Raw genomic sequence first — 23,957 nt, forward strand, 5'->3', positions numbered from 1 at the left:
TCCGCTCAAACGGACAGCGGAATCAGCTTCCACGCCACCTGTACAAAGGCGGTCACGCCGGCGGCCTTGAAATGGTCCTGCTTCTCGATGACGTCCTGACGAGACAGTTCGCACAGGGCATAGCGCGCCTGATCCTGATAGAGGCGCCGCACTTCCCCGGCGAACACCGGGAACGGCGGGCCAGCCATTTCCGCCGGGTCGTATTCAAAGCTGATCAGCAATTGCGGCGCATCGCCGGACAGCTCGCAAACATGGGGCGCATAGCGGGCACGCATGGCCTCGGGCAGGGCCACCAGGGCGGCCCGGTCATAGACCAGACCCACCGGGCCCAATTGCTCGGCGGTGAGTTCGAACAGATCGCCCTGGAACACCGTCAGATCCCCGTGGTGCCAACGGCGTCCGCCGGCCCAGTCGTCCACCTGGGGTTCCACTTCCCGTTCCTCGAACAGCTGGCGCACCGCCAGCTCGCTCAGCTCGACGCCCACCACCCGGTGGCCTTGTTCCAGCAGCCAGCCCATGTCCAGCGTCTTGCCACACAGCGGCAGGAAAACCCGGGATCCGGCCGGCAAGTCAAAGGCGGGCAGGTTACGTTTGAGTACCGGGTTCACGAACGGCAGGTGAAACCCCAGCTCTTGTTTGTGCCACTTTTCTTCCCAGAAATGAGATTCCATGGGGGCTCCTGGTCATGGGTTCCGTTATCGTGGACCGCTCTCGATATTGTGCCCGGGGACTGCGGCGCTCAATGCGCCTCTTCCCAGTTGTCACCGATGCCGGCATCCACGATCAGCGGCACTTTCAGTTCGGCGGCGGCCTCCATGCGCTGGCGCACTTCCTTGACCAGGGATTCCACCTGCTTCTCCGCCACCTCAAAGACCAGTTCATCGTGTACCTGCATGATCATCAGGGCATCAAAGTCCGTGGTGTCGAGCCAGTCGTGGACCTGCACCATGGCCCGTTTGATGATATCGGCGGCGGAGCCCTGCATCGGCGCGTTGATGGCGGTGCGCTCGGCGGCCTGACGGCGCTGGCCATTGCGGCTGTTGATTTCCGGCAGATAAAGGCGGCGCCCGAACAGGGTTTCCACATAGCCCTTGTCGGCGGCGGTGGCGCGGGTGTCATCCATGTAGCGGCGCACGCCCGGGTATTTTTCGAAGTAGCGGTCGATGTATTCCTGTGCTTCGCCGCGCGGTATGCGCAGTTGCTTGGCCAGGCCGAAAGCGCTCATGCCATAGATCAGGCCGAAGTTGATGGCCTTGGCATTACGGCGTTCGTTGTCGCTGACCTCATCCACGGTTTTGCCCCAGACCTCGGCGGCGGTGGCACGGTGAATATCCAGACCTTTCTCGAAGGCGTCCAGCAGGCCCTTGTCCCCACTGAGGTGGGCCATGATCCGCAGCTCGATCTGGGAATAGTCGCAGGCAACGATCTTGCGGGCCCCTTTACCGTCCTCCGGAGGCACGGAAAACGCTTGGCGAATCTTGCGCCCTTCCTCACTGCGCACCGGAATGTTCTGCAGGTTGGGATCGCTGGAAGACAGCCGCCCAGTGGCCGCCACCGCCTGATGGTAGGAGGTGTGCACCCGGCCGGTACGTGAGTCGATCAGTTCCGGCAGCTTGTCGGTGTAGGTGTTCTTCAACTTGGCCACTTCCCGGTAGCCCATGATCACTTCCGGTAACGGGTATTCCAGCGCCAGTTCCTGCAGTACCGCCTCGGCGGTGGAAGGCGCGCCTTTCGGTGTCTTCTTGATTACTGGAATTTCCAGCTTGGTATAGAGGATCTCACCCAACTGCTTCGGCGAGCCCAGGTTGAATTTTTGCCCCGCCAGCTCGTAGGCTTTTTCCTCCAGTTCCGCCATGCGCTTGGCCAGATACTGACTTTGATGCCGCAGTTTGGCGGCGTCCACATAGGCACCGTTGCGCTCGATACGGCTGAGCACCGGCACCAGCGGCATTTCAATTTCCTTGAACACCCGCTCCAGGGACTTTTCCTTCTCCAGCTTCGGCCACAGTGCTTCGTGCAGCCGCCAGGTGATGTCCGCGTCCTCGGCGGCGTAGGTGCCGGCTTCCTCCAGGCCGATCTGATTGAAGGTCAGCTGCTTGGCGCCCTTGCCGGCGATTTCCTCGAAGCTGATGGTCTTGTGGCCCAGATACTTGAGCGCCAGGGAGTCCATGTCATGGCGGGTGGCGACGGAATCCAGCACATAGGACTCCAGCATGGTGTCGAAGGCCACGCCACGAAGGGTAATCTCCGCGTCCACCGCCAGCACGCTCATGTCGTATTTGAGGTTCTGGCCCACCTTCTTGATGTTGTCGTCTTCCAGGATCGGCTTGAGAGCGGCCAATACCCGTTCCCGGGGAAGTTGATCCGGCGCTCCGGGGTAATCGTGGCCGAATGGAATATAAGCGGCTTCACCCGGCGCCAGCGCCATACTCACGCCAACCAGACGCGCCTGCATGTAATCCAGGCTGGTGGTCTCGGTGTCGAAGGCGAACACCTTGGCTTTACCCAGCTTCTTCACCCAGGCATCCAGCCCCGCCTCGTCGACGATAGTGACGTAGCCGTCGCGCTGAATCGCGCCCTGCTCTCCCCCTTCACCCTCAACCGCCGAAGCGCCGGCGGCCGGATCCTCGCCCTCCAGCAGTTCCGCCAACCATCCCTTGAATTCCAGAGTGCGGTAATGGTGCATCAGGGCTTCCGTGTCCGGGTCGCCCATTTTCAGGTCTTTGAGCGCTTCCTTGAGCTCACAGTCCACCTTGATGGTGGCCAGCTTGTAGGAAAGGAAAGCCTGCTCGCGGTGCTCTTCCAGTTTCTTGCCCAGGGTCTTGGCGCCACGCACGGAGAGTTCCGCCACCTTGTCCAGGTTGGCGTAGATCTGCTCCATCGATCCGAGCCCCTGCAACAGGGCCAGAGCGGTTTTTTCACCGACCCCGGGAACGCCAGGGATGTTGTCCACCTTGTCGCCCATCAGCGCCAGGAAGTCGATGATCAACTCCGGGCCGACGCCGAATTTGTTCTTCACCCCATCCACGTCGAGCAGGGTGTCGGTCATGGTGTTGATCAGGGTGACCTTGCCGTTGACCAGCTGCGCCATGTCCTTGTCGCCGGTGGAGATCAGCACGTGCTTGCCCTCGCCGCCGAACTGGCGGGCGAAGGTGCCGATCACGTCATCCGCCTCGACCCCCTCTTCAACGATCAGCGGCAGCCCCATGGCGCGGATCAGATCGTGCAACGGCTGCACTTGCTCGCGCAGTTCGTCCGGCATCGGCGGCCGGTTGGATTTGTACTCCTCGAACAGTTCATCCCGGAACGTCTTGCCCTTGGCGTCGAACACCACCGCCATGTATTCCGGATCGTAGTCCTTGATCAGCTTGCGCAGCATCGACGCCACGCCTCGCACCGCGCCAGTGGGCTGCCCGTTGGAGGTGGTCAGCGGCGGCAAGGCATGGAAAGCGCGGTAAAGATAGGAAGAACCGTCGACAAGAATGATCGGTTTGGACTCGGCCATGGGGGTCCCTGGGTCACTGTGAGGAAAGGCCACAGTGTAACGCGAAGGCTCGGGCCCAATCGACCGGAGAAGTCCGCCGGGGTGGCGCCACCGGCTGGCGAAGGGCTCTGTCTCCCAACGCCACAACGATTCGCTTGCAGGCAAGCTGCCACAGCGGCTTCGTAGCGCGACCTGTGGGAGCCAGCCTGCTGGCGAATTCCGGACCTTGAAGCTCCCACAAAAAACCATGAAACCGCTGTTGGACCGGCATCGGCTCAGAGACGCTCGCGGATCCGCCGGCAGATGGCGTCCACCGCCTTGCGCGCGGCAGGAATGGCGCCGCCCATGGTGATGAAGCCGTGTACCAGCTCCGGATAGTCCAGATTCACCACGGTGACCCCGGCGGCCTTGAGTCTTTCGCCATAGGCCAGGCCTTCGTCGCGCAGCGGATCGGTGGCGGTCACCAGGATGGTTTCCGGCTGCCCCTGCAGATCCGGGTTGCGCAGCGGTGAGATGCGAATATCGTCCAGCAGGCTGTCATCAGGCAGGTACTGCTGGTGGAACCAGGCGATCATGTCCCGGTCCAGTCCACCTTGACCGGCTCCCAAGGTCTCCGCCGACTCGAAATTCGTCTCGCCGTCGGTTTTCGGATAAACCGCCACCACCAGTTTCGGCTTGGCAAGCCCTTCCAGCGCGGCCTGTTGCGCGGTGACGATACTCAGATTGCCGCCGGCGCTGTCGCCCATCACGGCGAGCCTCTGGTCATCCAATCCCAGCTTGTCAGCCTGCGCCAGAACCCATCGCCAGGCGGCCACCACGTCATCCGCGGCGGTGGGGGCCACATGCTCCGGCGCCAGCCGGTAGTCCACATTGAGGATCACCGCGCCGGTGCGGTTGGCCAGATAACGGCACAACCGGTCGTATTCCACGGCGGAACCAATGGTAAAACCGCCGCCGTGGAAATAAACGATGGCCGGGGCCGGAATCGGCGCCGCCACCGGACGGTACAAACGCACCAGGATATCGCCGCCGGCCACCGGCACGCGCAAATCACTGACCTGGGCTACCGTTTCCTGGCCGACATCGAGCATGTCGATCATCTGCGCATAAAGAGCACGCCCCTTGGGTAGCGGCAGTTGATGAAACCCCTTGCGGCTGTCGCCGAGCGCCAGCAACAAGCGCAGGCGCGGATCCAGACGGCCACGGTCGACCTTTTCCACCAGACCGGCCAGACGCCCGAGAGCGCTACCGGGGAGTTTCATCAGGGTGCGGACAGTGTGCCGCTCCAGGGTGTGTTGTAACGCCATGTCTTCTCCTTGCTGAGGAGATTTGTAAAATATTTTTTACAAATCGTGCCCGGGAAATGCGAGAGTTATACCATCGGTCAATGTAAACGGCTCGGTCATCCCCGGCCGTTTTTCGGGCACCCTCTCCCCCGGTGGATGCCCTGTGTTTCAAGGAAGACGTTCATGTCCGTCTACACGCCCGTGTCCCAACGTCGCATCGCCGAGGTGCTGACGCATTACAACCTGGAGCTGGTATCGGCCACCGCCGCCAGCCACGGCATTGAAAACAGTACTTTCCTGATCGAAGCCCGCCAGTACGATGGCGCCACCCGGGAGGTGGTGCTGACCGTGTTCGAACAGTTCGACGAGGACGAGCTGGCACCCTACATCAAGGTGGTGTCCGACCTCGCGCTGGCACGCCTGCCGGTGGCGCCGGCGCTGGCGGACGGCAAGGGGCGCACTGTTCACGAGGTGGAGGGCAAGCCCGCGGTATTGATGCCGCGCCTGCGCGGCGAGCATTGTCTGACCCCGCAGGTGGAACACTGCCGCCAGATCGGCCATGTGCTGTCGCAATTGCATCAGGCACCGATCGACGACCTGGGGCGCCTGCCCAATGAACGGGAACGGCTGGCCCGCTTCATGGAACAGTCCACGCGGCTACCGGACGCCGCCGCCCATCAGGCCGCCCAGATCCTGAAACGCTGGAAAAAGACGCCCCCCACCGGAGTACTGGTCCACGCCGACCTGTTCCGCGACAACGTGCTGTTCGACGGCGATCACCTGAGCGGCGTGCTGGACTTCTACAACGCCTGCGCGGAACGCCCGGAATACGACTTGGCGGTGGCGCTGAACGACTGGTGCGTGGCCGCCGACGGCCGGCCGGTTCCACGCCGCGAAGCGGCGTTATTGGTCGGTTACCGTGAAGGCGGGGGGCATTACGACGAGGAAGTGCTGGCACTGGCTCTGGCGGTGGCGGCGCTGCGTTTCTGGCTGTCCCGGCTGGCCGGGCCGGTGTCCGCCGATGCCGAGGGGCAAGGCAGCAAGGATCCGGCGGAATTCGCCCGTATTTTCGGCTACCGCTTCAACGCGCTCAGTCTGTGACTCCTCATTGATATGCGGGCGGCGTTACCCGCCAGCGCGGATGCGCCGGTTCAGTTGCTCCAGCCAATCCTGCTCCCGCCATAACCAGGGCGTCTGCGGCCGCGCCAGACTGGTCGGCGTCATTACCGACACCCCGGCGGTGAGCGCCTGATCCACGGTGGATTCGATGAACGCCGCCCAGCCCCGGGGCAGCGATGAAGGCGGCCGGGATACCTGCAAGTAGCCGTCGCCCAGGACCGGCTCCATGCGCCGTAGACGAGCGAACGCCAACCGCCGGTTCAACTGATCGTGCAGGCGCCGCAACCACTGCTCGCCAGTGGCCTCCATCAGCAATTGCCGCACCGGCGGTGCCAGCATGCGGCCAAGCCGGCCAGGCACCGGCAGACGCTCGCCGCTGGCCAGGCGAAAACGGGGATCGTCGTCGAGCCACAGCGCCAATTCCAGGAAGTCCAGTTCTCCGGTGTCCATCTGCCGCAGGTATTCGCTTTGTCCGGCGCCACAACTGACTCCGAAACGCACGCCAGGGAACAGCGCCCGCAGCGTCCTCGGCACTTCCACCAAGTAGGCCTCCAAGGACCGCTCCTGGCGCTCGCTCCAATGCCGTGGCAGCGGTCGTTCCGGTGAACGGCCAAACACCCGGCGGATCAGTCCATGGGCCGCCGGCGGCTGGGGGAACTGGTGGCAGAAGTCCACCGCCACCACCCGGTCCAGCAAATCCCACTCCCGAATCAAACCCAGGGTTTGCGCCCAGACATCAACGAAATCCTCCGGTCGTCGCACGAAAGAACGGCGGGCGCGGGAGTCCGGCAGGAAGTGGCTGTGCAACCATAGCGACAGGCCGCGGTCGGCGGCGCCCTGCAGCAGCCGCCTCACGTTGCGGCGAATGCGGATGGTGGCCTTGCTGGCGGCAAGGTCTCGGCGCGGGTCGGCGGGCACATCCAGCTCACAGCGGTCCATATGGACACCGCGCGCCGGCGCCGCCAGCAGATGGGGGAAGGGGTCCAGGCGCAGAGCATTGAAACCGCGAGCCACCGTCTCATCCAGCACACGGTCCAGAGACCGGTACTCACGCGCCAGCGGCCAGGCATAATCCCAGCACGCCAGGGCGAGGCGCTCGCTCTCCTTACCTGCTGACGGTCCCTGCTCACCCATCCGCTCTGCTCTTATTCAAACAAGCGCATCAGCATACCGGTTTCGGCGCCGCGCTCAATGGCCCCGGGCGGGCCAATATTACCGTCCCGCTTGCAAACAGGTGACGAAGGCGGGGGTGACCACCTGTTCCAGCCAGTCGCTGTAACCGCTGTCCGTGTGGTCCCGGCCCAACGGGTCCAGCCTGATCTGGTCACAATCCGGGCACAACCGCTTCACCAGTTGCCCCTGGGCTTCCGGCTCCAACAGAGCGCACCGCATATTGCTTTTGTTGATCCGCGCCGCCAACGTGACGAAGCGGCGGCTGCTCGGCCCCGCGCCCAGTTGCTCGCTGATCACCAGCGGGTCGGCCAGGCCAAAGTGGTGCTGAAAATAGGCGTAGGGATGATGGTAGGTCAGCCAGGCCTGCTCTTGCAGCGGCGCAAGGCGCGCGGCAATGGACTGTTCGGCGGCTTCCACCGCGGCGATGAAGCGGCCCGGTTCCATCGCCGGCAAGGGCACCCGGTCCTGCTCCGCCAATGCTCGCGCCAGCACCACCATGTTGGCGGGCGCCAGCCACAAATGCGGATCAATCTGGCTGTGCGAATGACCGGCGTGATCCCCAGCATGATCGTGACCGGCGCTGCCATCACGCACTTCAGCGCCCGGCAGGTCCGCCAGGGCCAGGTTGGGACCGGAACGGCGCCGGATCAGCGCCGCCACTGGTGGCTCGGCGTCCTCGCCAAGCCACACCACCAGATCCGCGTCCCTGACCGCCAGAGCCTGGCGTGGCGACAACGACAGATGGTGCGGATTCTGATTCGGCGCCAGCAGCGTGACCACCTCGGCCTGGTCGCCATACAGTTGCCGCAACGCCATGGCCAGCGGCTCGACACTGGCGACGATGGTGGCGGAAGATGATGGCGAGGCCGGAAGCGAAACCGGCAACCCCGCCAGCAATAGCAGAATCAACAAGAAACAGCGCATGGGGCATCCCCGAAAACAGCAAACCCGGACGCCGACGAGGGCCTGTTCATACTACTTGCATCCCGCCTGTTGTGGCTAAAAAGCCACCAGTGAAGGCGCGAGGAGAGACGTTTGGTCATTCCAAAGGAACGACGAGCAACGCGCAGCGGTGGCTTTTTAGCCGCAACCCGAAGGGCTGGAGCCCTTTTTGCCTCCAGCGTCGTTGTCGGTCGCTTATTTGGAATGACCAAACGGCGCTCCCTCCGCCTAGCTGGAAACAAAAAGGCACCCAGCAGGCGGGATGCAAGTAGTATGAACAGGCCCTAGCGCCTCGGAACAAGTGAAATAGTATATCATCACGGCTTTTGAGAATGGGCCTGTTTATGGACACGGCATTGGTGCAACTGGATGACGTTTCCCTCTCCTTCGGCGCGGAGCCGGTGCTGGAGCGGGTATCCCTGACCCTGAATCCAGCCGGCATCACCACCCTGATCGGCCCCAACGGCGCCGGCAAGAGTACCCTGGCCCGTGTCGTGCTGGGCCTGCAGGCGCCGGACCAGGGCCGCGTCTGGCGCCGTCCGGGCTTGCGCATCGGCTACATGCCCCAGCATCTGCAGGTGGACGAGAGCCTGCCGCTCACCGTCGACCGTTTTCTCTGGCTGGCCGCACCGGGCCGCACCCGCCACCGCCGTGAAGCCCTGGCCCGCACCGGGGTCTCCCACTTACGCCGCCGGGCCGTGCGGCGGCTCTCCGGCGGTGAACTGCAACGGGTGCTGCTGGCCCGTGCACTGCTGCGCAAACCGGACCTGTTGGTGCTGGACGAACCGGCCCAGGGCGTGGACGTGGCCGGCCAGGACGCCCTCTATGGCCTGCTCAGCGAAGTGCGTGAAAGTACCGGCTGCGGCATCCTGCTGATCTCCCATGATCTGCATCTGGTGATGGCGCGCACCGATCAGGTGGTGTGCCTGCAACATCACGTGTGCTGCTCCGGCACCCCGGAATCAGTGAGCCGGGACCCGGCCTACCACGAGCTGTTCGGGCCCCGCGCCGGCACCCCCAATCTGGCGCTCTACACCCACGACCACGATCACGCCCACGATCTGCACGGCCATGTGCATGATGGCCCTGATCACCATGACCACGGGGAGCACCACCATGATTGAGTTGTTGCTGCCCTCGCTGCTGGCCGGCCTGGCGGTGGCGCTGGTCTCCGGCCCCATGGGCGCGTTCGTGGTGTGGCGGCGGATGGCGTTCTTCGGCGACACCCTGGCCCACGGCGCCCTGCTCGGCGCCGCCCTGGCCCTGGCCCTGGATGTGAACCTGTATCTGGCGGTAGTGGTGGCCTGCCTCTCCATCGCCCTGGCCCTGACCGGCCTGCAACAGCAAAGACAGATCACCGGCGACACCCTGCTCGGCATCGTCGCTCACACGACCCTGGCTCTCGGGGTGATCAGCCTGAGCGTGCAACAAAGCGTGCAAGTGGACCTGATGGCCTATCTGTTCGGCGACCTGCTGGCGGTGACCTGGAACGACGTGCTCGCGCTGTGGGCCGGAGCGGCACTGATCATCGCCCTGGTGGTCTGGCAATGGCGCGCCCTGCTGAGCATCACCGTGAACGAAGAGCTGGCCCAGGTGGAAGGGGTGCCCGTCGCCCTCACCCGCCTGCTACTGATGCTGCTGCTGGCGCTGCTGATCGCTGGCGCCATCCGCACCGTGGGGGTGCTGCTGATCACCTCCCTGCTGGTGATCCCCGCCGCCGGCGCCCGGCGCCTGTCCAGCACTCCGGAACAGATGGCCATGCGCGCCAGCGTGCTCGGGCTGCTGTCGGTGACCCTGGGCATGACGATGAGCTGGTACGCGGACACGCCGGTGGGACCGTCCATCGTGGTGGCCGCCGCGGCTCTGTTTGTCCTCACGCTACTGCGCCGGCCGCCGTCCTGACATGAACCGCGACACCAACCTGGACCGGCGCATCTGGGCACTGGCCTGGCCCCTGCTGTTATCCAACGCCACCGCCCCCTTGCTGGGCCTGGTGGACACCGCCGTGGTTGGCCATCTGTCGTCGCCCGTGTTTCTAGCGGCGGTGGCGCTCGGCGGCAACGTGTTCATGTTCCTCTACTTTTCTTTCAATTTCCTACGCATGGGCACCACCGGCTTCACCTCCCAGGCGCGCGGCGCCGGCGACAACACCCTGGTGGTACTGCTACGGGCCTTGCTCCTTTCCTTTGCTATTGGCGTTGCCCTGATCCTGCTGCAGCCGGCATTGCGAGAACTGTCGCTGTGGCTGCTCGGCGGCAGCGACGAGGTGCAGGCGCTGGCCAGGGACTACATCAACCTGCGTATTCTTGGCGCCCCGGCGGCACTGGCCAACTTCGCCCTGATCGGCTTCGCCATCGGCATGCACAACACCCGCGTGCCGCTGAAAATGACGCTGCTGATGCACAGCAGCAATGCTCTGCTGGATGTGTTGCTGGTGCAGGTTTGGCACTTCGATGTGCGCGGCGTAGCCGCGGCCAGTGCGGCGGCAGAGTACATCGGCCTCGCCGGCGGCCTGTTCTGGCTGCGCCGGCATATCTTCGGCGATGCCTGGCGGGCCCTGCCAAGACACCTGCTGCTGCAGGCGGCGCCGATGATCCGGCTGATGGCGGTGAACCGGGATATCTTCCTGCGCACCGTGGCGTTGCTCACCGTGTTCTTCTTTTTCGCCGCCCAGGGCGCCCGCCTCGGCGACACTACCCTCGCCGCCAACGCTGTTCTGATTACCTTTCTGCTGTTATTGAGCAACACCCTGGACGGCTTCGCCAACGCCGCCGAAGCCCTGGTGGGCGATGCCCTGGGACGGGGCCGGAACACGGAGCTTCACCAGGCGGTACGCCGCACCGGCCTGTGGACACTGATCGTCGCGGTGATCGCCCTGATCGGCTTCGCCCTCGGCGGCGTACCACTGATCCACCTGCTCAGCGACCTGCCCGCCATCCGCGACACCGCCACCCACTACCTGCCCTGGATGCTGCTGCTCCCCCTCACCGCCAGCGCCGGCTTCTGGCTGGACGGCGTCTTCGTCGGCGCCACCTTGGCCCGGGAAATGCGTAACACCATGCTGGTGGCCACGCTGCTGTTCTTCCCGGTATGGTGGCTCACCCGCCCGCTGGACAACCACGGCCTGTGGCTGGCGATGAATCTTTGGATGGCCAGCCGGGGGTTGTTGATGGCCTGGGTTTGGCGGCGGCGGGGCTTCGTATAGCCCCTTGCTCTGTGGGAAGCCAGCTCGCTGGCGAATACAGCCTCAATAGAACTGAACCACTTCTTCCAACCAGAAGAATTCAGCCCCACTCCATTTATGAAGCAGCCACAGAACACGGACAGACCTTGCCTTTTGTCCACCACCTGGCTTTACAGTAATGGCAAAATACGAGACCCGATCCCATGATGCATGCTTCGTTAAATTATCCGCCAAGTGCTAAAGGATTGATTGATGCAAGGTGAGTGCCTCTGTGGAAGCGTGAAATTCGAAATTGATGGGGAGATACGGAATCTCTATCAATGTCACTGTTCACTGTGCCGCAAAGCCACAGGGGCTGCCGCCAACGCGGCTACGCTTGTGCCAAGCAGCAGTTTTCGTTGGATCTCTGGTCAAAGCGGGATAAGGTCTTACCAAAAGCCAAGCGGATTCCGGTGCGACTTTTGTTCAGTGTGTGGAAGCCCGGTACCCAACAGCTTGCGGGGTACCGAAATGATTTGGGTCCCAGCCGGTTTACTTACTGGATTGGCGGCATCAAGGGTTGCGGTCCATCTTCACACCGCATCCGCCGCGCCGTGGGCGCAAGAATCCACCGAGTGCGTTTGGTTGGAGGGTGGTCCCGGAAGCCTGGAATCACTCAACAAATTGTTGTAGTCCGTTCCGGGCGTGAGCAGAAGCTTGGGGTCAGGTCTTGCTTTCTTCCTCACCAACTCCCTCATGCACGACAAGTGACTACATTGATGGCAAAAGGCAGGACCTGACTCCAATATACTCGTGCCCCAAGGTGTTGACGCCACTGCAACCACAAGCCCAGATAAAGGAAGCCATACTATGAGCAGGAAACTGGCCGCCAAAATCCTATTGATTTCCTTGGTTCTTTTCTCATCGCCTTTGATAGCCGCGGAAAAGCACATCGGAATTTTGGTTTACGACAAAGTATTGAGTAGTGATGTGACCGCTCCAGCCGAGGTCTTTGGTGTTGCCACACGGAAATCCTGGTTCTCGGATTATAAGGTGTTATTAATCGGTGTAGATCGAGATGCGACCGTCGTGACCACCGAGGAAGGCATACGCCTCACGGTCGACACAACGATCTATGACAACCCCAATCTGGATGCGCTTATCGTGACCAGCTCCTATGTCATGGATAGCCTTTTTGAGAACAAGGATTTAACAGCATTCCTCAAAAAGCAGGCCGAAAATGTTTCCTGGCTGGCGAGCAACTGCTCTGGCGCTTTTTTGTATGCTCATGCGGGCTTGCTGGATGGTTACACTGCGACCACCTGGGCTGGTGGTGAAAAGCAGCTACAGCGTGAATTTCCCAAAATCAATGTGATCGAGGATCGCAATGTTGTCGTTGATCGCAACAGAATCTCCAGCAATGGTGGGGTTCCGTCCTATCAGGGTGCTCTGGTCCTGTTAGCCCAGATGAGTAGCGAAAGGAAGGCAAAGCAGGTATTCGAAACAATCCAGTTAAATCGCCTCATACCCTGGAAAGAGGTGACCCGATACTTTCCTGAAAAATAAGCGCAAGCAATATACAGCATCGCTTGTTGCCGATGAGCCTGATGACGCTTGTCATGATTGGCATGATCATCTTTCTTTTCCTTTTTCGAGTCTAGGACATGACACCAACGCTCAATACCTTGCTCACAGGACTTGAACAAAGGGGTAAAGATAATGATGCCCGGGTCAGCGAGCGCCGCCGGAAGTACTTGAACATCACCCGTGATACCGGCGAGTTCCTCGCGGTGCTGGTCAAGGCGATCCGGGCCGGGCGGGTGCTGGAGATTGGCACCTCCAACGGTTACTCCACTCTGTGGCTGGCTTCGTCATTGAACAACGGCGGCCGGGTGGTAACGGTGGAGTTCGATAACGACAAGATTGGTGAAGCCAAGGCAAATTTTCAGCGCGCTGGTCTTGTTGATCGCATTGAGCAGATCAAGGGCGACGCCGTCACTTACCTTCGGGGCAATACCGCGACCTTTGATCTGGTCTTTCTCGATGCCGATCGGAGCCAGTATCTGGACGTCGCCGACCGTATCATGGAAGCGGTGAAACCCGGTGGCGTTCTGGTTTGCGACAACGCCCTGTCTCATGCGGCGGAGATGGCCGACTTCATCGCTCATCTTCAACAGCACCCCCGATTTACTACCTGTCTGGTACCTGTGGGCAAAGGTGAATTTGTCGCCTATAAATCCTGCCTATGAGCACGCGGGGCGCCAAGGAGACAGTATGACGGTCAAGCGTATGGACAACGTGGGCATCGTGGTCGAAGACATCGATGCCGCCATTGAGTTCTTTAGCGAACTCGGCCTCGAACTCGAGGGCCGCGCGCCTGTCGAGGGAAGCTGGGCCGATGACGTTACCGGATTGCGCGGCATGCGCGTCGAGATTGCCATGATGCGCACGCCGGATGGCCACAGCCGGCTCGAACTCTCCCGGTTCCTGGCACCGCCCGTGGTCGCCGATCACCGCACCGCGCCGGTGAACGCTCTCGGCTATCTGCGCGTGATGTTCACCGTGGAGGATATTGACGACACGCTCGCCCGACTCGACAAACACGGTGCGAAACTTGTCGGCACGGTGGCGCAATTCGAAGACACGTACCGCCTCTGCTACATCCAGGGTCCGGAAAGAATCCTGATCGGGCTCGCCCAGGAGCTTGGGTAGCCAATTCGCTCTCGAGGCAGCTTCCCACAAGGGCAACGAAGTCGCTGGCTTGCTAGCAAATAAATCATGGAAGAATTCGCCAGCAGGCGGAGGGCCGCCCCGGCTGGCTCCCACGGTAGCTTTGTCGCAAACAACGGCGTTATTAAACCTCTTCCACCGTCGCCAGCACCGGCACGAACACATCCGACATCGCCGCCAGGGCCGCGTTGTGCAGTTGTTCGGCCGGAACCACGCCGGTGCCATGGGTGGCGGGCAGATCGCGGGTGGCGCAGGCGGCGGCGACCACCGCCATGTCGAAGCCCAGGTCGTAGCCGGCCCGCACGGTGGAGGAAACACACATGTGGGTCATGAAGCCGACCACCAGGACCGGGCCCTCCACATCGCGCAGATGCTGTTCCAGGTCCGTGCCAGAGAAGGCGTTGGGGCGCGGTTTGATCACCACGGCCTCGCCTGCCTCGGGTTGGGCGCGTTGCAGGAAGGCGCCACCACCGGCCGGGTCGAAGGGGCTGCCGGCGGGGCCTTCGTGGGCCACGTGGATCACTGGCCAATCCATTTTCTTGGCTCTTTCGCGCAGCCTTTCGATCTCAGTCAGGGCAGCATCGAGACCGGTGAGCGGCAAGGCGCCGCTGCCATAAACTTCCTGGGCATCGATGATCACCACCGCCGCCTTGCCACGTTGCGGGGTTTGCCAGGCCGATGCTCCGGCCAGGGTTCTCAGGGTTACCGGCTTGTCGTTACTCATATCGCGTGCTCCCGTGTCAGCGCATGAATTCAATGAGGGCTCATGGTGGCCTGCGCATTCGCCTGATCCAAGCTGGTATTTTGCGAGCATTACCTGCAAAAATGCAGGCATGAAAGATTGGGATGATTTCCGTTTTCTGCTGGCCCTGAGCCGCTCCGGTACTCTGCGCGAAGCGGCGCGCCGTCTTGGGGTGAACGAGACCACCATGGCCCGCCGCCTCGCCGCCGTGGAAGGCCGTCAGGGCACCACTTTGTTTCTGCGGGGGCGGGACGGCCTGCAGCCAACGCCCACGGGCGAGCGGCTGGTGCGAGCGGCGGAGCGCATGGAGCAGGCATTGCTGCGGACCAATCCGGATCACGGCCAGGGGACGGTATCGGGGCTGGTACGGCTGACCTCGGTGGCCTGGATCGTGGAGGCGCTGCTGGCGCCCCGTCTGATTGATCTACATCGGCGCCACCCGGCGCTGACCATGGAACTGGCGGCGTCCAATACCACCGTCAGCCTGTCCCGCCGGGACGCGGATCTGGCGCTGCGTCTGGCCCGCCCCCGGGAAGAGCATCTGGTGGCCCGGCGTCTGGGCGCGCTCGGGTTGACGCTGGCCAGCTCGGTGCGGGGCTCCGCCCAGGGCTGGATCGCCTACCATCGCGGCTGGGACGATCTGCCGGAGATCCAGGCCATGGCCGGCGTGTTCCGGGATCCGCCGGTGGCACGCATTGCGGGCCTCACGGGCATTCAGGCGGCGGTGCGTTCGGGGCTTGGCATGGCGATGCTGCCGGATCCAATGATCGACGCCGACCCCGGCCTGGTGGCGGCACAGCCAACCATAAGGGTGAGTCGGCCTCTGTGGGTGGTGCTGCACGAGGATTTGCGCGAACGCCCGGCGATCCGGGCCTGCCTGGATTGGCTGGAAGAGGTGGTACGGGAGGCCGGCTGGACCGATCAGTCCTCGCTGAAATCGAAGTAGAGCACGTTGGACCAGTACCCGAGCCCCAGTTCGCGCACCGGCGCGAGCGGGTCGGCCGGTTTCAATCCGAGCATGCGCGCCAGCGGTCCCGGCGCCGAAGGCTTGACTTGATTGAGATGGCGCAGAGTCCGCTCCATTTCCTCATCCAGATCGGCCAGCCCCGCCAGCAGTGCCCGGCTTGACTCGGCCACCGGCTGATCCCCCATCGTCAACACTTCGGCGGCTTCCAGCATCACATGGTCGGCGCGGTTTTCCGGCGCCAGCAGGAACGCTTCCGCTTGCTCCACCAGCTCCCGGGCCTCGGGCCAGTCGATACGCGCCAGGAAGTCACGCAGACGCTTCACCCCCTTGTCGTAATCCCCCGCCAGCGCCACGTCGTCGTCCAGTTCCCAGATCATGGAGGGGCAGATCACGGTATCGGCGGACACCAGCAGCCGGTAGCTGAGCGGAATCGCGTACCCCCATTCGGACAACCCCCGGACCACGGGTTTGGGCTGATCCGGCGTCCGCGCGGGAACCCGGTCGGTCGCGTAAAGATAGCTTCGGTTCGCCATGAGATGCCGCCTGCGCTGCTTTCGAATGAGCCGCCCATGGTGACCTCACCGCACAGCGCCCACAAGAGAGGCCCGTTTTCCGGAACTTGATTATTCTTCCCAATCCGGATTCCAGGCGACCTCCCAGAGGTGGCCATCCGGATCCTGGAAGTAGCCGCAATAGCCGCCCCAGAACGCTTTTTCCGCGATCTTGGTTACGTGGGCACCGGCCTCCTCGGCCTGCCGCATAACCTCGTCCACTTCCTCCGGCGAGCCCACATTATGGGCCAGAGTAAAGCCTCCGGCCGAGGCGGGTACCAACGGGACGCCCGCTCCCTTGGCCAGGGCCGGGCGAGGATACAGCGCCAGCACCAGGCCACCGTCGAGATGGAAAAACACCACCGCGCCGTCCTCGAATTCGGTGCCAACGATGCCCTCGGTGGGCAAACCGAGGCCGTCGCGATAAAACCTAAGGGAACGATGCAGGTCATCCACGCCCAGGGTGATGACTTTTATGTTCGGCTTCATCCGTCTTCTCCAAAACAGGGGAACAGGGACCCGTGAGCCTGGCTCAACGTCGCCCGGATGTCTTGAATAAATCGGACAAAAGCCGCCCCGCCAGGGCACCGGTGTTATTCAGCGAATCAGCGTTTCTTTTTCCCGGGCATGATGAATTTCATCAGGGTCATGAACCACATCAGCTGGCCCGGGTCCCCTTCCACCTTGATATCGCCGGCCTGCATGCCTTCCATGAACGCCATCTGGTTCTTGCCGGAGGCACGCAGGGTGCGGAACGCGTAATCCGCGTCGCGGAAATTCAGGGTGATGGTGGGCGCGCCGTGCAAACCGGCGCCGTGTTTTACACCTTGCGGTGTGAAGTGATACCAGCGGGCCACCCGGCCATCGAAGGTACGCCATTGCATCAGCACATCCCGGTGCTCCAATTGCTGGCGAAAACCCTCATTGTGGCGGCCCAGCCAGCGCAATCGCCAGCCGAGCAGCATCAAGATGAAACGAAACTTCATTACGCGCTCCCGGCCGGCGGCCGGCCCGGTCAGGGCATCAGGGCCGGCAGTTCCTTGTTGAGTTTGAGCTTTTCCTTCACCGCCTCACCGGTGAGGGCGTAGCCCAGCAGTGTGCCGTCGGCGCCGCGGAACAGGGCGGTGACATCATTTTCCTGCTGCGTCACTTCCCACTCGCCTTCACTATCCGCCGGCGGCGGGCAGACCACCACCGGGCAAGCCGGAGTCTTGATGGTCACCGGCATGACGCCGTAACTCACCGCGGTCTCCTCGCCAGCCAGGGTTTTGGCCAGGGCGCGGGCGCTGGCCATCAGCGGCAGCACATAGGGCAGAACATGGCCTTCCACTTCCGCGCAATCGCCCAGGGCGTAGATGTCCTCGGCGCTGGTGCGCAGGGTGCGATCGGTGAGGATGCCCCGGTTGGTGCGCAGACCGGCTTCCTTGGCCATGTCGATGCGCGGACGCAAGCCGATGGCGGACAGCACCACGTCGGATTCCACCCGGGTACCATCGGACAGTTCGGTAATCAGAGTGCCATCATCACCGTGGTGTACCGCCTGTGCCAGGGGACCGAAATGGAAACGCACGCCCAGGGCCTCAAGTCCCCGGCCCACCGCCTCGGAAGCCGCCTGCGGCAATAACAGCGGCAGGCAGCGCCCCATCGGTTCCACCAGGGCCACTTCAAAGCCGCCGTTGCTCAGATCGTTGGCGAATTCACAGCCGATCAGACCACCACCGAGAATCGTCACGCGGCGCTTGCCTTGCAGGGCTTCGCGGAAGCGGCCGTAGTCCATCAGGTCATTGACCGAGAACACCTCGCCCACCGCGTCACCTTCCAACGGCGGCGTCCAGGTATCCGCCCCCAGCGCCAGCACCAGTTTGCTGTAATCCAGGTGATCGTCCGGCAGCAGCACCCGGTGCCCGTCGGCATCGATACCGGCCACATGAACGTGGGTCCGCACCGTGACGTTGAACTGCTCGGCCACCTGTTCCGGTGAGGCCATGGCCAGTTCATCGGCGGTTTTTTCCTTGGTGAAACCGGTGGACAGCATCGGCTTGGAGTAACTGCGGCCGTCGTCGGCGGTCAGCACCACCAGCGGCGTTTCCTTATCCAGCTTGCGGAATTCCTTGACCACGTTGAATCCGGCCAGACCGGATCCGATCACTACGATGGGCTTCATTGGCGCTCCTTATGTGGTGCCAGGGTGGTGCCAGGGACGGGAATGGCGGCCGCTCAGATTTCCACCATCTCGAAATCTTCCTTACCGACGCCGCAGTCCGGACATACCCAGTCGTCGGGGATATCTTCCCACTTGGTGCCGGGCTCGATGCCCTCCTCGGGGAGCCCTTCCGCTTCGTCATAGATGAAGCCGCACACCACACATTCCCATTTCTTCATGTCATACCTCGTTGATCAATATCCCGGACAGCGCCAGGGGCCGGAAACCAGGGGCCCGCTAACGTAGCCACGCCGTCCTGAAAAATCAATGACACCAGCGGATGTCACCATGGCAGCCGGGCCGATGACCTCGCCATGACCGGCCCCGCCATGGCCGACGACCCTGCCAGATTCGTGCCGCTCTCTTGCCCCTCGCGCCACCTTGCGCCATAGTCCACGCCGCCGGTCGAGAGCGGAGTGTCACACTATGCCAAATTCACCTCTGGACGCCGACCCGAAATGGCGCCCACTGGATCGTCTTACCGTACCACCGCTCATCCGCGACTGGCTCGGTGACCCCGGATCCCTCACCGCCCGCCTGCGCCGCCACGGCACTTTTCACGTCCGCCACAACCGCTCCCTGGTGACGGTCCCCGTGCCTTTCGAACGCGAGCAGTTACACCAGAGCGGGCGCCGTATCGCGCTGATCCGGGAAGTCACGCTGATGCTGTGCGACACTCCGGTGGTGGAAGCCCGCAGCGTCCTGCCGCTGCTCAGTCTGCGCTGGGCCAACCGCAATCTGGCGCATATGGGTGGCCGTTCGCTGGGCAGTGAGTTATACCGTTACCCCGAGGCGCACCGGGATCAGGTGTGGGTCCGTTATGGCCTGTCGCCGGCCGGCCGAGGGCCGTGCTGGGGGCGTCAGACCCGTTTCGTGAAAAGGGGCAGACCGCTGCTGGTGGCGGAGTACTTTCTGCCCGCGCTCTGGTCCCTGGTGGGGGAACAATAGAAGGAACAACCATGCTGGCTTTCGTGGAACACCGTTATCCCTCGCTGTGGCCCTGGATTCAGTTGATGCGCCTGGACCGGCCGATCGGCAGCATGTTGTTGATGTGGCCTACCCTGTGGGCGCTGTGGATCGCCGCCGATGGCACGCCGAGCCTGAAGAACATTGTTATCTTCGTGCTCGGGGTATTCGTGATGCGCGCCGCCGGCTGCGTGATCAATGACTTCGCCGACCGTAATTTCGACGGCTCGGTGGAGCGCACCCGGGGCCGCCCGCTGGCCACCGGCGCCCTGAGCGCCAAACAGGCTCTGGGCCTATTCGTGGGCCTGCTGTTCATCGCCCTGATCCTGGTGTTGTTCCTGAACCGCTTCACCTTCTGGCTGGCGTTCGGTGGACTGGGGCTGGCCATCCTTTATCCGTTCACCAAACGCTTCACCAATCTGCCTCAGGTGGTGCTGGGCGCGGCCTTCAGCTGGGCCATTCCCATGGCGTTCGGCGCCGAAACCGCCAGCGTGCCGCCGATCGCCTGGCTGCTGTTCATCATCAACCTGCTGTGGACGGTGGCCTACGACACCGAGTACGCCATGTGCGACCGCGAGGATGACCTCAAGATCGGGATCAAGAGCACCGCCATTCTGTTCGGGGATCTGGACAAGGTGATCATCGGCATTCTCCAGGGTCTGGTGCTGGCCGGGCTGGTGCTGGTGGGGCTGCGCCTGGGCTTCGGCCTGCCCTGGTATCTGGGCCTGCTGGGCGCCCTCGTCCTGTTCGTTCATCAACAATGGCGCATCCGCTACCGGGAACGCTGGCCCTGTTTCCACGCCTTTCTTAACAACCATTGGGTGGGTGCCTGCGTTTTCGTCGGTCTGTTTCTGCAATATTTGTGACTCCCCGGAAACGCCGCCGCCCGGCGTAATGCCGCGACCGGCGGCGAAAAGGTTGGCAAATCTGTCATCAAGATGTCATAAAAAAGCCATCTAATGAGGCTCCCCACATCCGGGCGGGAAAGCGGAAGACCGAACTATGTCAAAAAATCGCATCCTCATTGTCGATGACGAGCCGGCCATCCGGGAGATGGTGTCCGTGGCTCTCGAACTGGCCGATTTCGACGTGCTCGAAGCCGAAAGCGCCCAGCAGGCCCACGAACGCATCGTTGACGAACGGCCGGACCTGGTCTTGCTGGACTGGATGCTGCCCTCGGTAAGCGGTATCGAACTGGCTCGTCGCCTGAAACGGGACGACAACACCAGCGAAGTGCCAATCATCATGCTCACCGCCAAAAGTGAGGAAGATAACAAGATCCAGGGATTGGACGTGGGCGCCGACGATTATGTCACCAAGCCGTTCTCCACCCGCGAGCTGATCGCGCGCATCCGCGCGGTATTGCGCCGCTCCTCCGCCGCCGCCGGTGAAAAGGAAATCGATGTCCAGGGTCTGTGCCTGGATCCGGTCAGCCACCGCATCAGCGCTCACGGGGTGCCGGTGGACATGGGACCCACCGAATACCGTCTGCTCGAGTTCTTCATGAGCCACCAGGAACGGGCCTACTCCCGCACCCAGTTGCTGGATCAGGTCTGGGGCGCCAATGTGTACGTGGAGGACCGTACCATCGATGTGCACATCCGCCGTCTGCGCAAGGCCTTGGCGCCTCACGGCTTTGATGGTTTCATTCAGACCGTGCGGGGCACCGGTTATCGCTTTTCGGTAAAATCCGCCCAGGTGTCCTGATACACCTCTGATACGGATCGCACCGGCCGAAACGGGCCTCCCCCTCCGCAACGGCCCCGAGAGGAAGCAACGGCCAATGAAAAGCAGTCTGGCCAAGGAAGTAAACCGCATCATTGTTCTTATCGCCCTGTCGCTGGTCGCGGCCCTGGCGATACAGAACATATGGCCGCTGGTGGTGGGTCTGCTCGGCTACATTGTCTGGAGCACCCGCCAGCTGTTCGCCCTCTACACCTGGCTGATCCGCGAGGAACACACCGAACCGCCGGACAGCGTGGGACTGTGGGGAGAGTTCTATACCCGGTTGGAACACCTTTTTCAGCAGGAGCGGCGCGCTCAGGAGAACCTGCAGGGCATCATTCTTCGCGCCCAGCAATCGGTGAATGCGCTGGAAGACGCGGTGGTGCTGATCGACAGCCACGGCTACCTGGAATACTGGAACCACGCCGCGCACCGGTTGATGGGCCTGAACGAGGAAAAGGATCTCGGCCAGCCGCTCACCAACCTGATCCGCCACCCCCGCTTCACCGAATACCTGTCCCGCGGCGACTTTCGTGAACCGCTGGAAATCCCCGGGCCGGTGGACGACAACCGTATCCTGCAATTCCGTATCACCGAGTTCGGCGTCGGTGACCAGTTGATCCTGGCCCGCGATGTCACCCGGCTGCATCACTTGGAGGAGATGCGCAAGGATTTCGTCGCCAACGTCAGCCATGAGCTGAAAACGCCGCTGACCGTACTCAAGGGCTATCTGGAGACCCTGCAGGACACCGTGCCGGAGGAGCAGGCCCGGCTACGCCGGGCGCTGTCGCAGATGGCCAGCCAGTCCCAACGCATGGAAGCCCTGGTGCATGACTTGCTGCTGCTGTCGCGGCTGGAAAGCACCAATACCGACAATACCCATCAGGCGGTGACCGTGCATGGCATGCTCAAGCGTATGCGTGAGAGCGCCCTGGCACTGGCGCCGGACAAGCATCACGAGATCGTCCTGGAGGTACCGGAAACCGCCCGGCTGGTGGCCAACCCGGCGGAGCTGGAAAGCGCCTTCGGCAACCTGATCACCAATGCCGTGAAGTACACACCGGAAGGCGGCCATATCCTGATCCGCTGGTGGCAGGACGACAAAGGCGCCCACTTTTCCGTCTCCGACGACGGTATCGGCATCGATCCGAAACATATTCCGCGCCTGACTGAACGCTTCTACCGGCCCGACACCAGCCGGGTGACCCAGACCGGGGGTACCGGTTTGGGACTGGCCATCGTCAAGCACGTGCTGATCCGTCACGGAGCAAGACTGGAGATTCGCAGCGAATTGGGCAAGGGCAGTGTCTTTACCTGCCATTTCCCGCCGGAACGGCTGGTGAGCAAACCCACCGCGCTGGCGCAGTAGCGCCCAGGCCAAAGGCATTCGCTATTCACTGCCAAGCGGAGCGCCGCCCGGGCAGCGAATGCCTTGCCTCAATAATGCGGCGGCGGCGCGTCCTGGATGCGCAGCGCGGTGACCTCCTCGTTCAGTTCCACCACCCGCTCCACCAGACGCTGGCACACCTTTTCCAGCTCATCCAGGGAACGCTGCTGACCACTGACGATACGGTTCAACTCATTCACCAGATCTTCCTGGTAAGCCAGCTTGGTTTCGATATCGAGAAAACGATCGTCGCTCATGAGTATCTCCGGTTAGCGGGCGGCCATTATAGCGGTCCATCCACCGCGTCCGTCAGTGCCTGTTCCGCCACCGCCAGCGGCGACTCCGCCCGCCACCCGAACTGGCCGTCCAGCATCAGATGGCTGAGCCCGTGCACCAGACCCCAGGTCCTCAGCGTGGCGCCTTCCACGCCAGCGGCCTCTTCATCCAGGCCGTGCGCCGCGGCCACGGCGGAACGCAGTGCCCGGAAAGAGGCCGCGGCCACCCGTGTCAGTTCTTCATCCCCCTGACGGTTGAGCGTGGGGCCAAACATCAGACGAAACAGCGCCGGGTGCCGCCAGGCGAAACGGAGATAGGCCAGCCCGGCTTCCCGCAATCCCTGGCCGGGGTCGGCGCCGCGCACGGCTTCCCCTTGCCCCTCCTGCAAACGCCGGAAGCCCTCCGCCGCCAACGCCGCCAAGAGCGCGTTCTTATTGGCGAAATGGCGATAGGTGGCATTGGCGGTCACCCCGACCCGGCGCGCCAACTGGCGCAGGCTGATATCGCCGTCGGCACGCTCCGCTAGCAACGCAATACCCTCCTCGATCAAGGTTTCGCGCAGATTTCCGTGGTGGTAAGCACTCCCTCTCTCCATTTTTCACACCCAATGTTGACACTGTGAACTTTGCCTTTCAGACTAATGTTCACAGCATATACTTTTGCCTGGGAGATAACAGCATGATCACGTTGCACTGGCTTTCAGCCCTGGTGGCCCTGCTTCTTGGCGCCGTGCAGTTGGCGGCCCCCAAGGGCGGCGGCTCCCACCGGGGCCTGGGCTGGGCCTGGATCCTCGCCATGGCCGCCACCGCCCTGTCGTCGTTCTGGATTCACAGCTTCCTGCCCCTTGTCGGTTCATTCGGACCCATCCATCTGTTGTCGGTGTGGGTCCTGTTTTGTCTGGTGATGGCGGTGGTGGCCGCGCGCCACCGGCGGATCCGCTCGCACCGGAGATTCACCGTGGGGGCCTATCTGGGTCTGGTGGGCGCCGGCCTCGGCGCCCTGGCCCCCGGCCGCCTGATCAGCGGCTGGTTGTTCTGACCCACCGGGATATTGCCAGCTCCCCCCAAGACGGCTATGGTTAGCGCCGTCTTGGGGGAGTAGTCGCTTGGGCGCCCCGCCCTTGACGGTCATCAACACAGTTGCGCCTCAATGCGCATGGTGGCCGTGTCCTCGGATTGACGAGACCTGAGACATTGTCTGCTGGCAGACCGCGGGGGCGGGATGAGTGGACAGTGTCTCTCGT

General features: G+C 62.8%; 27 protein-coding genes. 14 read left to right on the forward strand and 13 right to left on the reverse strand.

All coding sequences use genetic code 11. The annotated features are described in order from the left end of the window. Nucleotides 1-5: 5 nt before the first annotated feature. The 3 genes from tmpT to RYH70_RS20315 form a co-directional block, all read right to left on the reverse strand. Nucleotides 6-671, reverse strand: a complete 666-nt coding sequence (gene tmpT, locus RYH70_RS20305) for a thiopurine S-methyltransferase (protein WP_284455562.1) — start codon at nt 669-671, stop codon at nt 6-8. 68 nt (nt 672-739) lie between these two features. Further along, nucleotides 740-3,505: a DNA polymerase I gene (gene polA, locus RYH70_RS20310; RefSeq protein WP_317009583.1), complete on the reverse strand. Its 2,766-nt coding sequence runs from the start codon at nt 3,503-3,505 to the stop codon at nt 740-742. A gap of 254 nt (nt 3,506-3,759) precedes the next feature. Then, nucleotides 3,760-4,791, reverse strand: a complete 1,032-nt coding sequence (locus tag RYH70_RS20315) for an alpha/beta hydrolase (protein WP_022997280.1) — start codon at nt 4,789-4,791, stop codon at nt 3,760-3,762. Between the two features lie 162 nt (nt 4,792-4,953). On the opposite strand from RYH70_RS20315, the gene RYH70_RS20320 reads away from it, so the two are divergent. Next, entirely contained in the window at nt 4,954-5,871 is a 918-nt protein-coding gene (locus RYH70_RS20320) for a homoserine kinase (RefSeq protein WP_022997281.1), read from the forward strand. A gap of 24 nt (nt 5,872-5,895) precedes the next feature. Here the strand turns inward: RYH70_RS20320 and RYH70_RS20325 are convergent, their stop codons facing one another. Together RYH70_RS20325 and RYH70_RS20330 are read right to left on the reverse strand one after the other, a co-directional pair. Beyond that, the gene (locus RYH70_RS20325; protein WP_026948755.1) at nt 5,896-7,023 is read right to left on the reverse strand and encodes a cellulase-like family protein; all 1,128 of its coding nucleotides are present in this window, start codon (nt 7,021-7,023) and stop codon (nt 5,896-5,898) included. A 78-nt stretch (nt 7,024-7,101) separates the two neighbouring features. Then, nucleotides 7,102-7,986 (reverse strand): metal ABC transporter substrate-binding protein, encoded by an 885-nt coding sequence (locus RYH70_RS20330; RefSeq protein WP_317009584.1) that lies wholly within the window; start codon nt 7,984-7,986, stop codon nt 7,102-7,104. Between the two features lie 362 nt (nt 7,987-8,348). On the opposite strand from RYH70_RS20330, the gene znuC reads away from it, so the two are divergent. The 7 genes from znuC to RYH70_RS20365 all read left to right on the forward strand — a co-directional run bounded on the left by znuC (nt 8,349) and on the right by RYH70_RS20365 (nt 13,879). Beyond that, nucleotides 8,349-9,128: a zinc ABC transporter ATP-binding protein ZnuC gene (gene znuC / locus RYH70_RS20335; protein WP_317009585.1), complete on the forward strand. Its 780-nt coding sequence runs from the start codon at nt 8,349-8,351 to the stop codon at nt 9,126-9,128. Continuing rightward, entirely contained in the window at nt 9,121-9,906 is a 786-nt protein-coding gene (gene znuB / locus RYH70_RS20340; RefSeq protein ID WP_317009586.1) for a zinc ABC transporter permease subunit ZnuB, read from the forward strand. Before znuC ends, znuB begins: the two co-directional genes overlap by 8 nt. A gap of 1 nt (nt 9,907) precedes the next feature. Continuing rightward, nucleotides 9,908-11,209, forward strand: a complete 1,302-nt coding sequence (locus tag RYH70_RS20345; protein WP_055100333.1) for an MATE family efflux transporter — start codon at nt 9,908-9,910, stop codon at nt 11,207-11,209. A gap of 231 nt (nt 11,210-11,440) precedes the next feature. Beyond that, complete coding sequence (locus tag RYH70_RS20350) at nt 11,441-11,860, forward strand: GFA family protein (RefSeq protein ID WP_082439278.1); 420 nt, start codon at nt 11,441-11,443, stop codon at nt 11,858-11,860. 177 nt (nt 11,861-12,037) lie between these two features. Then, nucleotides 12,038-12,733 carry a DJ-1/PfpI family protein gene (locus tag RYH70_RS20355; protein WP_022997287.1) on the forward strand — a complete coding sequence of 232 codons (696 nt, stop codon included), beginning with the start codon at nt 12,038-12,040 and terminating at the stop codon, nt 12,731-12,733. Nucleotides 12,734-12,831: 98 nt separating this feature from the next. After that, a complete protein-coding gene (locus tag RYH70_RS20360) occupies nt 12,832-13,416 on the forward strand; it encodes an O-methyltransferase (protein WP_026948761.1) in 585 nt (194 codons plus the stop codon). A gap of 25 nt (nt 13,417-13,441) precedes the next feature. After that, nucleotides 13,442-13,879, forward strand: a complete 438-nt coding sequence (locus RYH70_RS20365) for a VOC family protein (protein ID WP_317009587.1) — start codon at nt 13,442-13,444, stop codon at nt 13,877-13,879. A gap of 142 nt (nt 13,880-14,021) precedes the next feature. Here RYH70_RS20365 and RYH70_RS20370 read toward each other — a convergent pair whose 3' ends face one another. Next, entirely contained in the window at nt 14,022-14,621 is a 600-nt protein-coding gene (locus RYH70_RS20370) for a cysteine hydrolase family protein (RefSeq protein ID WP_233917628.1), read from the reverse strand. A 109-nt stretch (nt 14,622-14,730) separates the two neighbouring features. Here RYH70_RS20370 and RYH70_RS20375 point away from each other — a divergent pair, with 109 nt between their 5' ends. Beyond that, complete coding sequence (locus RYH70_RS20375; protein ID WP_167374875.1) at nt 14,731-15,585, forward strand: LysR family transcriptional regulator; 855 nt, start codon at nt 14,731-14,733, stop codon at nt 15,583-15,585. Here RYH70_RS20375 and RYH70_RS20380 read toward each other — a convergent pair. The 5 genes from RYH70_RS20380 to rd all read right to left on the reverse strand — a co-directional run bounded on the left by RYH70_RS20380 (nt 15,561) and on the right by rd (nt 18,539). After that, entirely contained in the window at nt 15,561-16,139 is a 579-nt protein-coding gene (locus tag RYH70_RS20380) for a DUF7822 domain-containing protein (protein WP_317009588.1), read from the reverse strand. The two genes, RYH70_RS20375 and RYH70_RS20380, sit on opposite strands and share 25 nt — an antisense overlap. Before the next feature lie 90 nt (nt 16,140-16,229). Beyond that, nucleotides 16,230-16,646 (reverse strand): VOC family protein, encoded by a 417-nt coding sequence (locus tag RYH70_RS20385; protein ID WP_022997293.1) that lies wholly within the window; start codon nt 16,644-16,646, stop codon nt 16,230-16,232. Between the two features lie 116 nt (nt 16,647-16,762). Further along, nucleotides 16,763-17,143 carry a hypothetical protein gene (locus RYH70_RS20390; RefSeq protein WP_014996658.1) on the reverse strand — a complete coding sequence of 127 codons (381 nt, stop codon included), beginning with the start codon at nt 17,141-17,143 and terminating at the stop codon, nt 16,763-16,765. Between the two features lie 29 nt (nt 17,144-17,172). After that, on the reverse strand, nt 17,173-18,321 hold the full coding sequence (locus tag RYH70_RS20395) for an NAD(P)/FAD-dependent oxidoreductase (RefSeq protein WP_022997294.1): 1,149 nt from the start codon (nt 18,319-18,321) through the stop codon (nt 17,173-17,175). Between the two features lie 53 nt (nt 18,322-18,374). Further along, nucleotides 18,375-18,539 carry a rubredoxin gene (gene rd / locus RYH70_RS20400; RefSeq protein ID WP_022997295.1) on the reverse strand — a complete coding sequence of 55 codons (165 nt, stop codon included), beginning with the start codon at nt 18,537-18,539 and terminating at the stop codon, nt 18,375-18,377. Between the two features lie 247 nt (nt 18,540-18,786). Here rd and RYH70_RS20405 point away from each other — a divergent pair, with 247 nt between their 5' ends. The 4 genes from RYH70_RS20405 to phoR all read left to right on the forward strand — a co-directional run bounded on the left by RYH70_RS20405 (nt 18,787) and on the right by phoR (nt 22,420). Continuing rightward, the gene (locus RYH70_RS20405) at nt 18,787-19,308 is read left to right on the forward strand and encodes a chorismate--pyruvate lyase family protein (protein WP_022997296.1); all 522 of its coding nucleotides are present in this window, start codon (nt 18,787-18,789) and stop codon (nt 19,306-19,308) included. 11 nt (nt 19,309-19,319) lie between these two features. Next, complete coding sequence (gene ubiA, locus RYH70_RS20410; protein ID WP_022997297.1) at nt 19,320-20,192, forward strand: 4-hydroxybenzoate octaprenyltransferase; 873 nt, start codon at nt 19,320-19,322, stop codon at nt 20,190-20,192. Nucleotides 20,193-20,328: 136 nt separating this feature from the next. After that, nucleotides 20,329-21,033 carry a phosphate regulon transcriptional regulator PhoB gene (gene phoB, locus RYH70_RS20415; RefSeq protein ID WP_022997298.1) on the forward strand — a complete coding sequence of 235 codons (705 nt, stop codon included), beginning with the start codon at nt 20,329-20,331 and terminating at the stop codon, nt 21,031-21,033. Between the two features lie 76 nt (nt 21,034-21,109). After that, a complete protein-coding gene (gene phoR / locus RYH70_RS20420) occupies nt 21,110-22,420 on the forward strand; it encodes a phosphate regulon sensor histidine kinase PhoR (RefSeq protein ID WP_055100324.1) in 1,311 nt (436 codons plus the stop codon). A 68-nt stretch (nt 22,421-22,488) separates the two neighbouring features. Here phoR and RYH70_RS20425 read toward each other — a convergent pair whose 3' ends face one another. Continuing rightward, nucleotides 22,489-22,695: a SlyX family protein gene (locus tag RYH70_RS20425; RefSeq protein WP_022997300.1), complete on the reverse strand. Its 207-nt coding sequence runs from the start codon at nt 22,693-22,695 to the stop codon at nt 22,489-22,491. A 26-nt stretch (nt 22,696-22,721) separates the two neighbouring features. Then, the gene (locus RYH70_RS20430) at nt 22,722-23,309 is read right to left on the reverse strand and encodes a TetR/AcrR family transcriptional regulator (RefSeq protein ID WP_022997301.1); all 588 of its coding nucleotides are present in this window, start codon (nt 23,307-23,309) and stop codon (nt 22,722-22,724) included. A gap of 83 nt (nt 23,310-23,392) precedes the next feature. Here RYH70_RS20430 and RYH70_RS20435 point away from each other — a divergent pair, with 83 nt between their 5' ends. Further along, nucleotides 23,393-23,752 (forward strand): DUF2306 domain-containing protein, encoded by a 360-nt coding sequence (locus RYH70_RS20435; RefSeq protein WP_022997302.1) that lies wholly within the window; start codon nt 23,393-23,395, stop codon nt 23,750-23,752. The last annotated feature ends 205 nt before the right edge of the window (nt 23,753-23,957 follow it).

The sequence above is a fragment of the Alloalcanivorax xenomutans genome, assembly GCF_032810065.1.
GTDB classification, from domain to species: Bacteria; Pseudomonadota; Gammaproteobacteria; order Pseudomonadales; family Alcanivoracaceae; genus Alloalcanivorax; species Alloalcanivorax xenomutans.

Coding starts and splice junctions, on each gene's coding strand:
- RYH70_RS20350 (WP_082439278.1), top strand. CDS start 11,441: ATGCAAGGTGAGTGCCTCTGTGGAAGCGTGAAATTCGAAATTGATGGG.
- RYH70_RS20375 (WP_167374875.1), top strand. CDS start 14,731: ATGAAAGATTGGGATGATTTCCGTTTTCTGCTGGCCCTGAGCCGCTCC.
- RYH70_RS20320 (WP_022997281.1), top strand. CDS start 4,954: ATGTCCGTCTACACGCCCGTGTCCCAACGTCGCATCGCCGAGGTGCTG.
- RYH70_RS20405 (WP_022997296.1), top strand. CDS start 18,787: ATGCCAAATTCACCTCTGGACGCCGACCCGAAATGGCGCCCACTGGAT.
- RYH70_RS20345 (WP_055100333.1), top strand. CDS start 9,908: ATGAACCGCGACACCAACCTGGACCGGCGCATCTGGGCACTGGCCTGG.
- RYH70_RS20330 (WP_317009584.1), bottom strand. CDS start 7,986: ATGCGCTGTTTCTTGTTGATTCTGCTATTGCTGGCGGGGTTGCCGGTT.
- phoB (WP_022997298.1), top strand. CDS start 20,329: ATGTCAAAAAATCGCATCCTCATTGTCGATGACGAGCCGGCCATCCGG.
- znuC (WP_317009585.1), top strand. CDS start 8,349: ATGGACACGGCATTGGTGCAACTGGATGACGTTTCCCTCTCCTTCGGC.
- RYH70_RS20435 (WP_022997302.1), top strand. CDS start 23,393: ATGATCACGTTGCACTGGCTTTCAGCCCTGGTGGCCCTGCTTCTTGGC.
- znuB (WP_317009586.1), top strand. CDS start 9,121: ATGATTGAGTTGTTGCTGCCCTCGCTGCTGGCCGGCCTGGCGGTGGCG.
- rd (WP_022997295.1), bottom strand. CDS start 18,539: ATGAAGAAATGGGAATGTGTGGTGTGCGGCTTCATCTATGACGAAGCG.
- RYH70_RS20365 (WP_317009587.1), top strand. CDS start 13,442: ATGACGGTCAAGCGTATGGACAACGTGGGCATCGTGGTCGAAGACATC.
- RYH70_RS20370 (WP_233917628.1), bottom strand. CDS start 14,621: ATGAGTAACGACAAGCCGGTAACCCTGAGAACCCTGGCCGGAGCATCG.
- ubiA (WP_022997297.1), top strand. CDS start 19,320: ATGCTGGCTTTCGTGGAACACCGTTATCCCTCGCTGTGGCCCTGGATT.
- RYH70_RS20380 (WP_317009588.1), bottom strand. CDS start 16,139: ATGGCGAACCGAAGCTATCTTTACGCGACCGACCGGGTTCCCGCGCGG.
- RYH70_RS20385 (WP_022997293.1), bottom strand. CDS start 16,646: ATGAAGCCGAACATAAAAGTCATCACCCTGGGCGTGGATGACCTGCAT.
- RYH70_RS20360 (WP_026948761.1), top strand. CDS start 12,832: ATGACACCAACGCTCAATACCTTGCTCACAGGACTTGAACAAAGGGGT.
- RYH70_RS20395 (WP_022997294.1), bottom strand. CDS start 18,321: ATGAAGCCCATCGTAGTGATCGGATCCGGTCTGGCCGGATTCAACGTG.
- RYH70_RS20430 (WP_022997301.1), bottom strand. CDS start 23,309: ATGGAGAGAGGGAGTGCTTACCACCACGGAAATCTGCGCGAAACCTTG.
- RYH70_RS20355 (WP_022997287.1), top strand. CDS start 12,038: ATGAGCAGGAAACTGGCCGCCAAAATCCTATTGATTTCCTTGGTTCTT.
- phoR (WP_055100324.1), top strand. CDS start 21,110: ATGAAAAGCAGTCTGGCCAAGGAAGTAAACCGCATCATTGTTCTTATC.
- RYH70_RS20390 (WP_014996658.1), bottom strand. CDS start 17,143: ATGAAGTTTCGTTTCATCTTGATGCTGCTCGGCTGGCGATTGCGCTGG.
- RYH70_RS20425 (WP_022997300.1), bottom strand. CDS start 22,695: ATGAGCGACGATCGTTTTCTCGATATCGAAACCAAGCTGGCTTACCAG.
- RYH70_RS20315 (WP_022997280.1), bottom strand. CDS start 4,791: ATGGCGTTACAACACACCCTGGAGCGGCACACTGTCCGCACCCTGATG.
- polA (WP_317009583.1), bottom strand. CDS start 3,505: ATGGCCGAGTCCAAACCGATCATTCTTGTCGACGGTTCTTCCTATCTT.
- RYH70_RS20325 (WP_026948755.1), bottom strand. CDS start 7,023: ATGGGTGAGCAGGGACCGTCAGCAGGTAAGGAGAGCGAGCGCCTCGCC.
- tmpT (WP_284455562.1), bottom strand. CDS start 671: ATGGAATCTCATTTCTGGGAAGAAAAGTGGCACAAACAAGAGCTGGGG.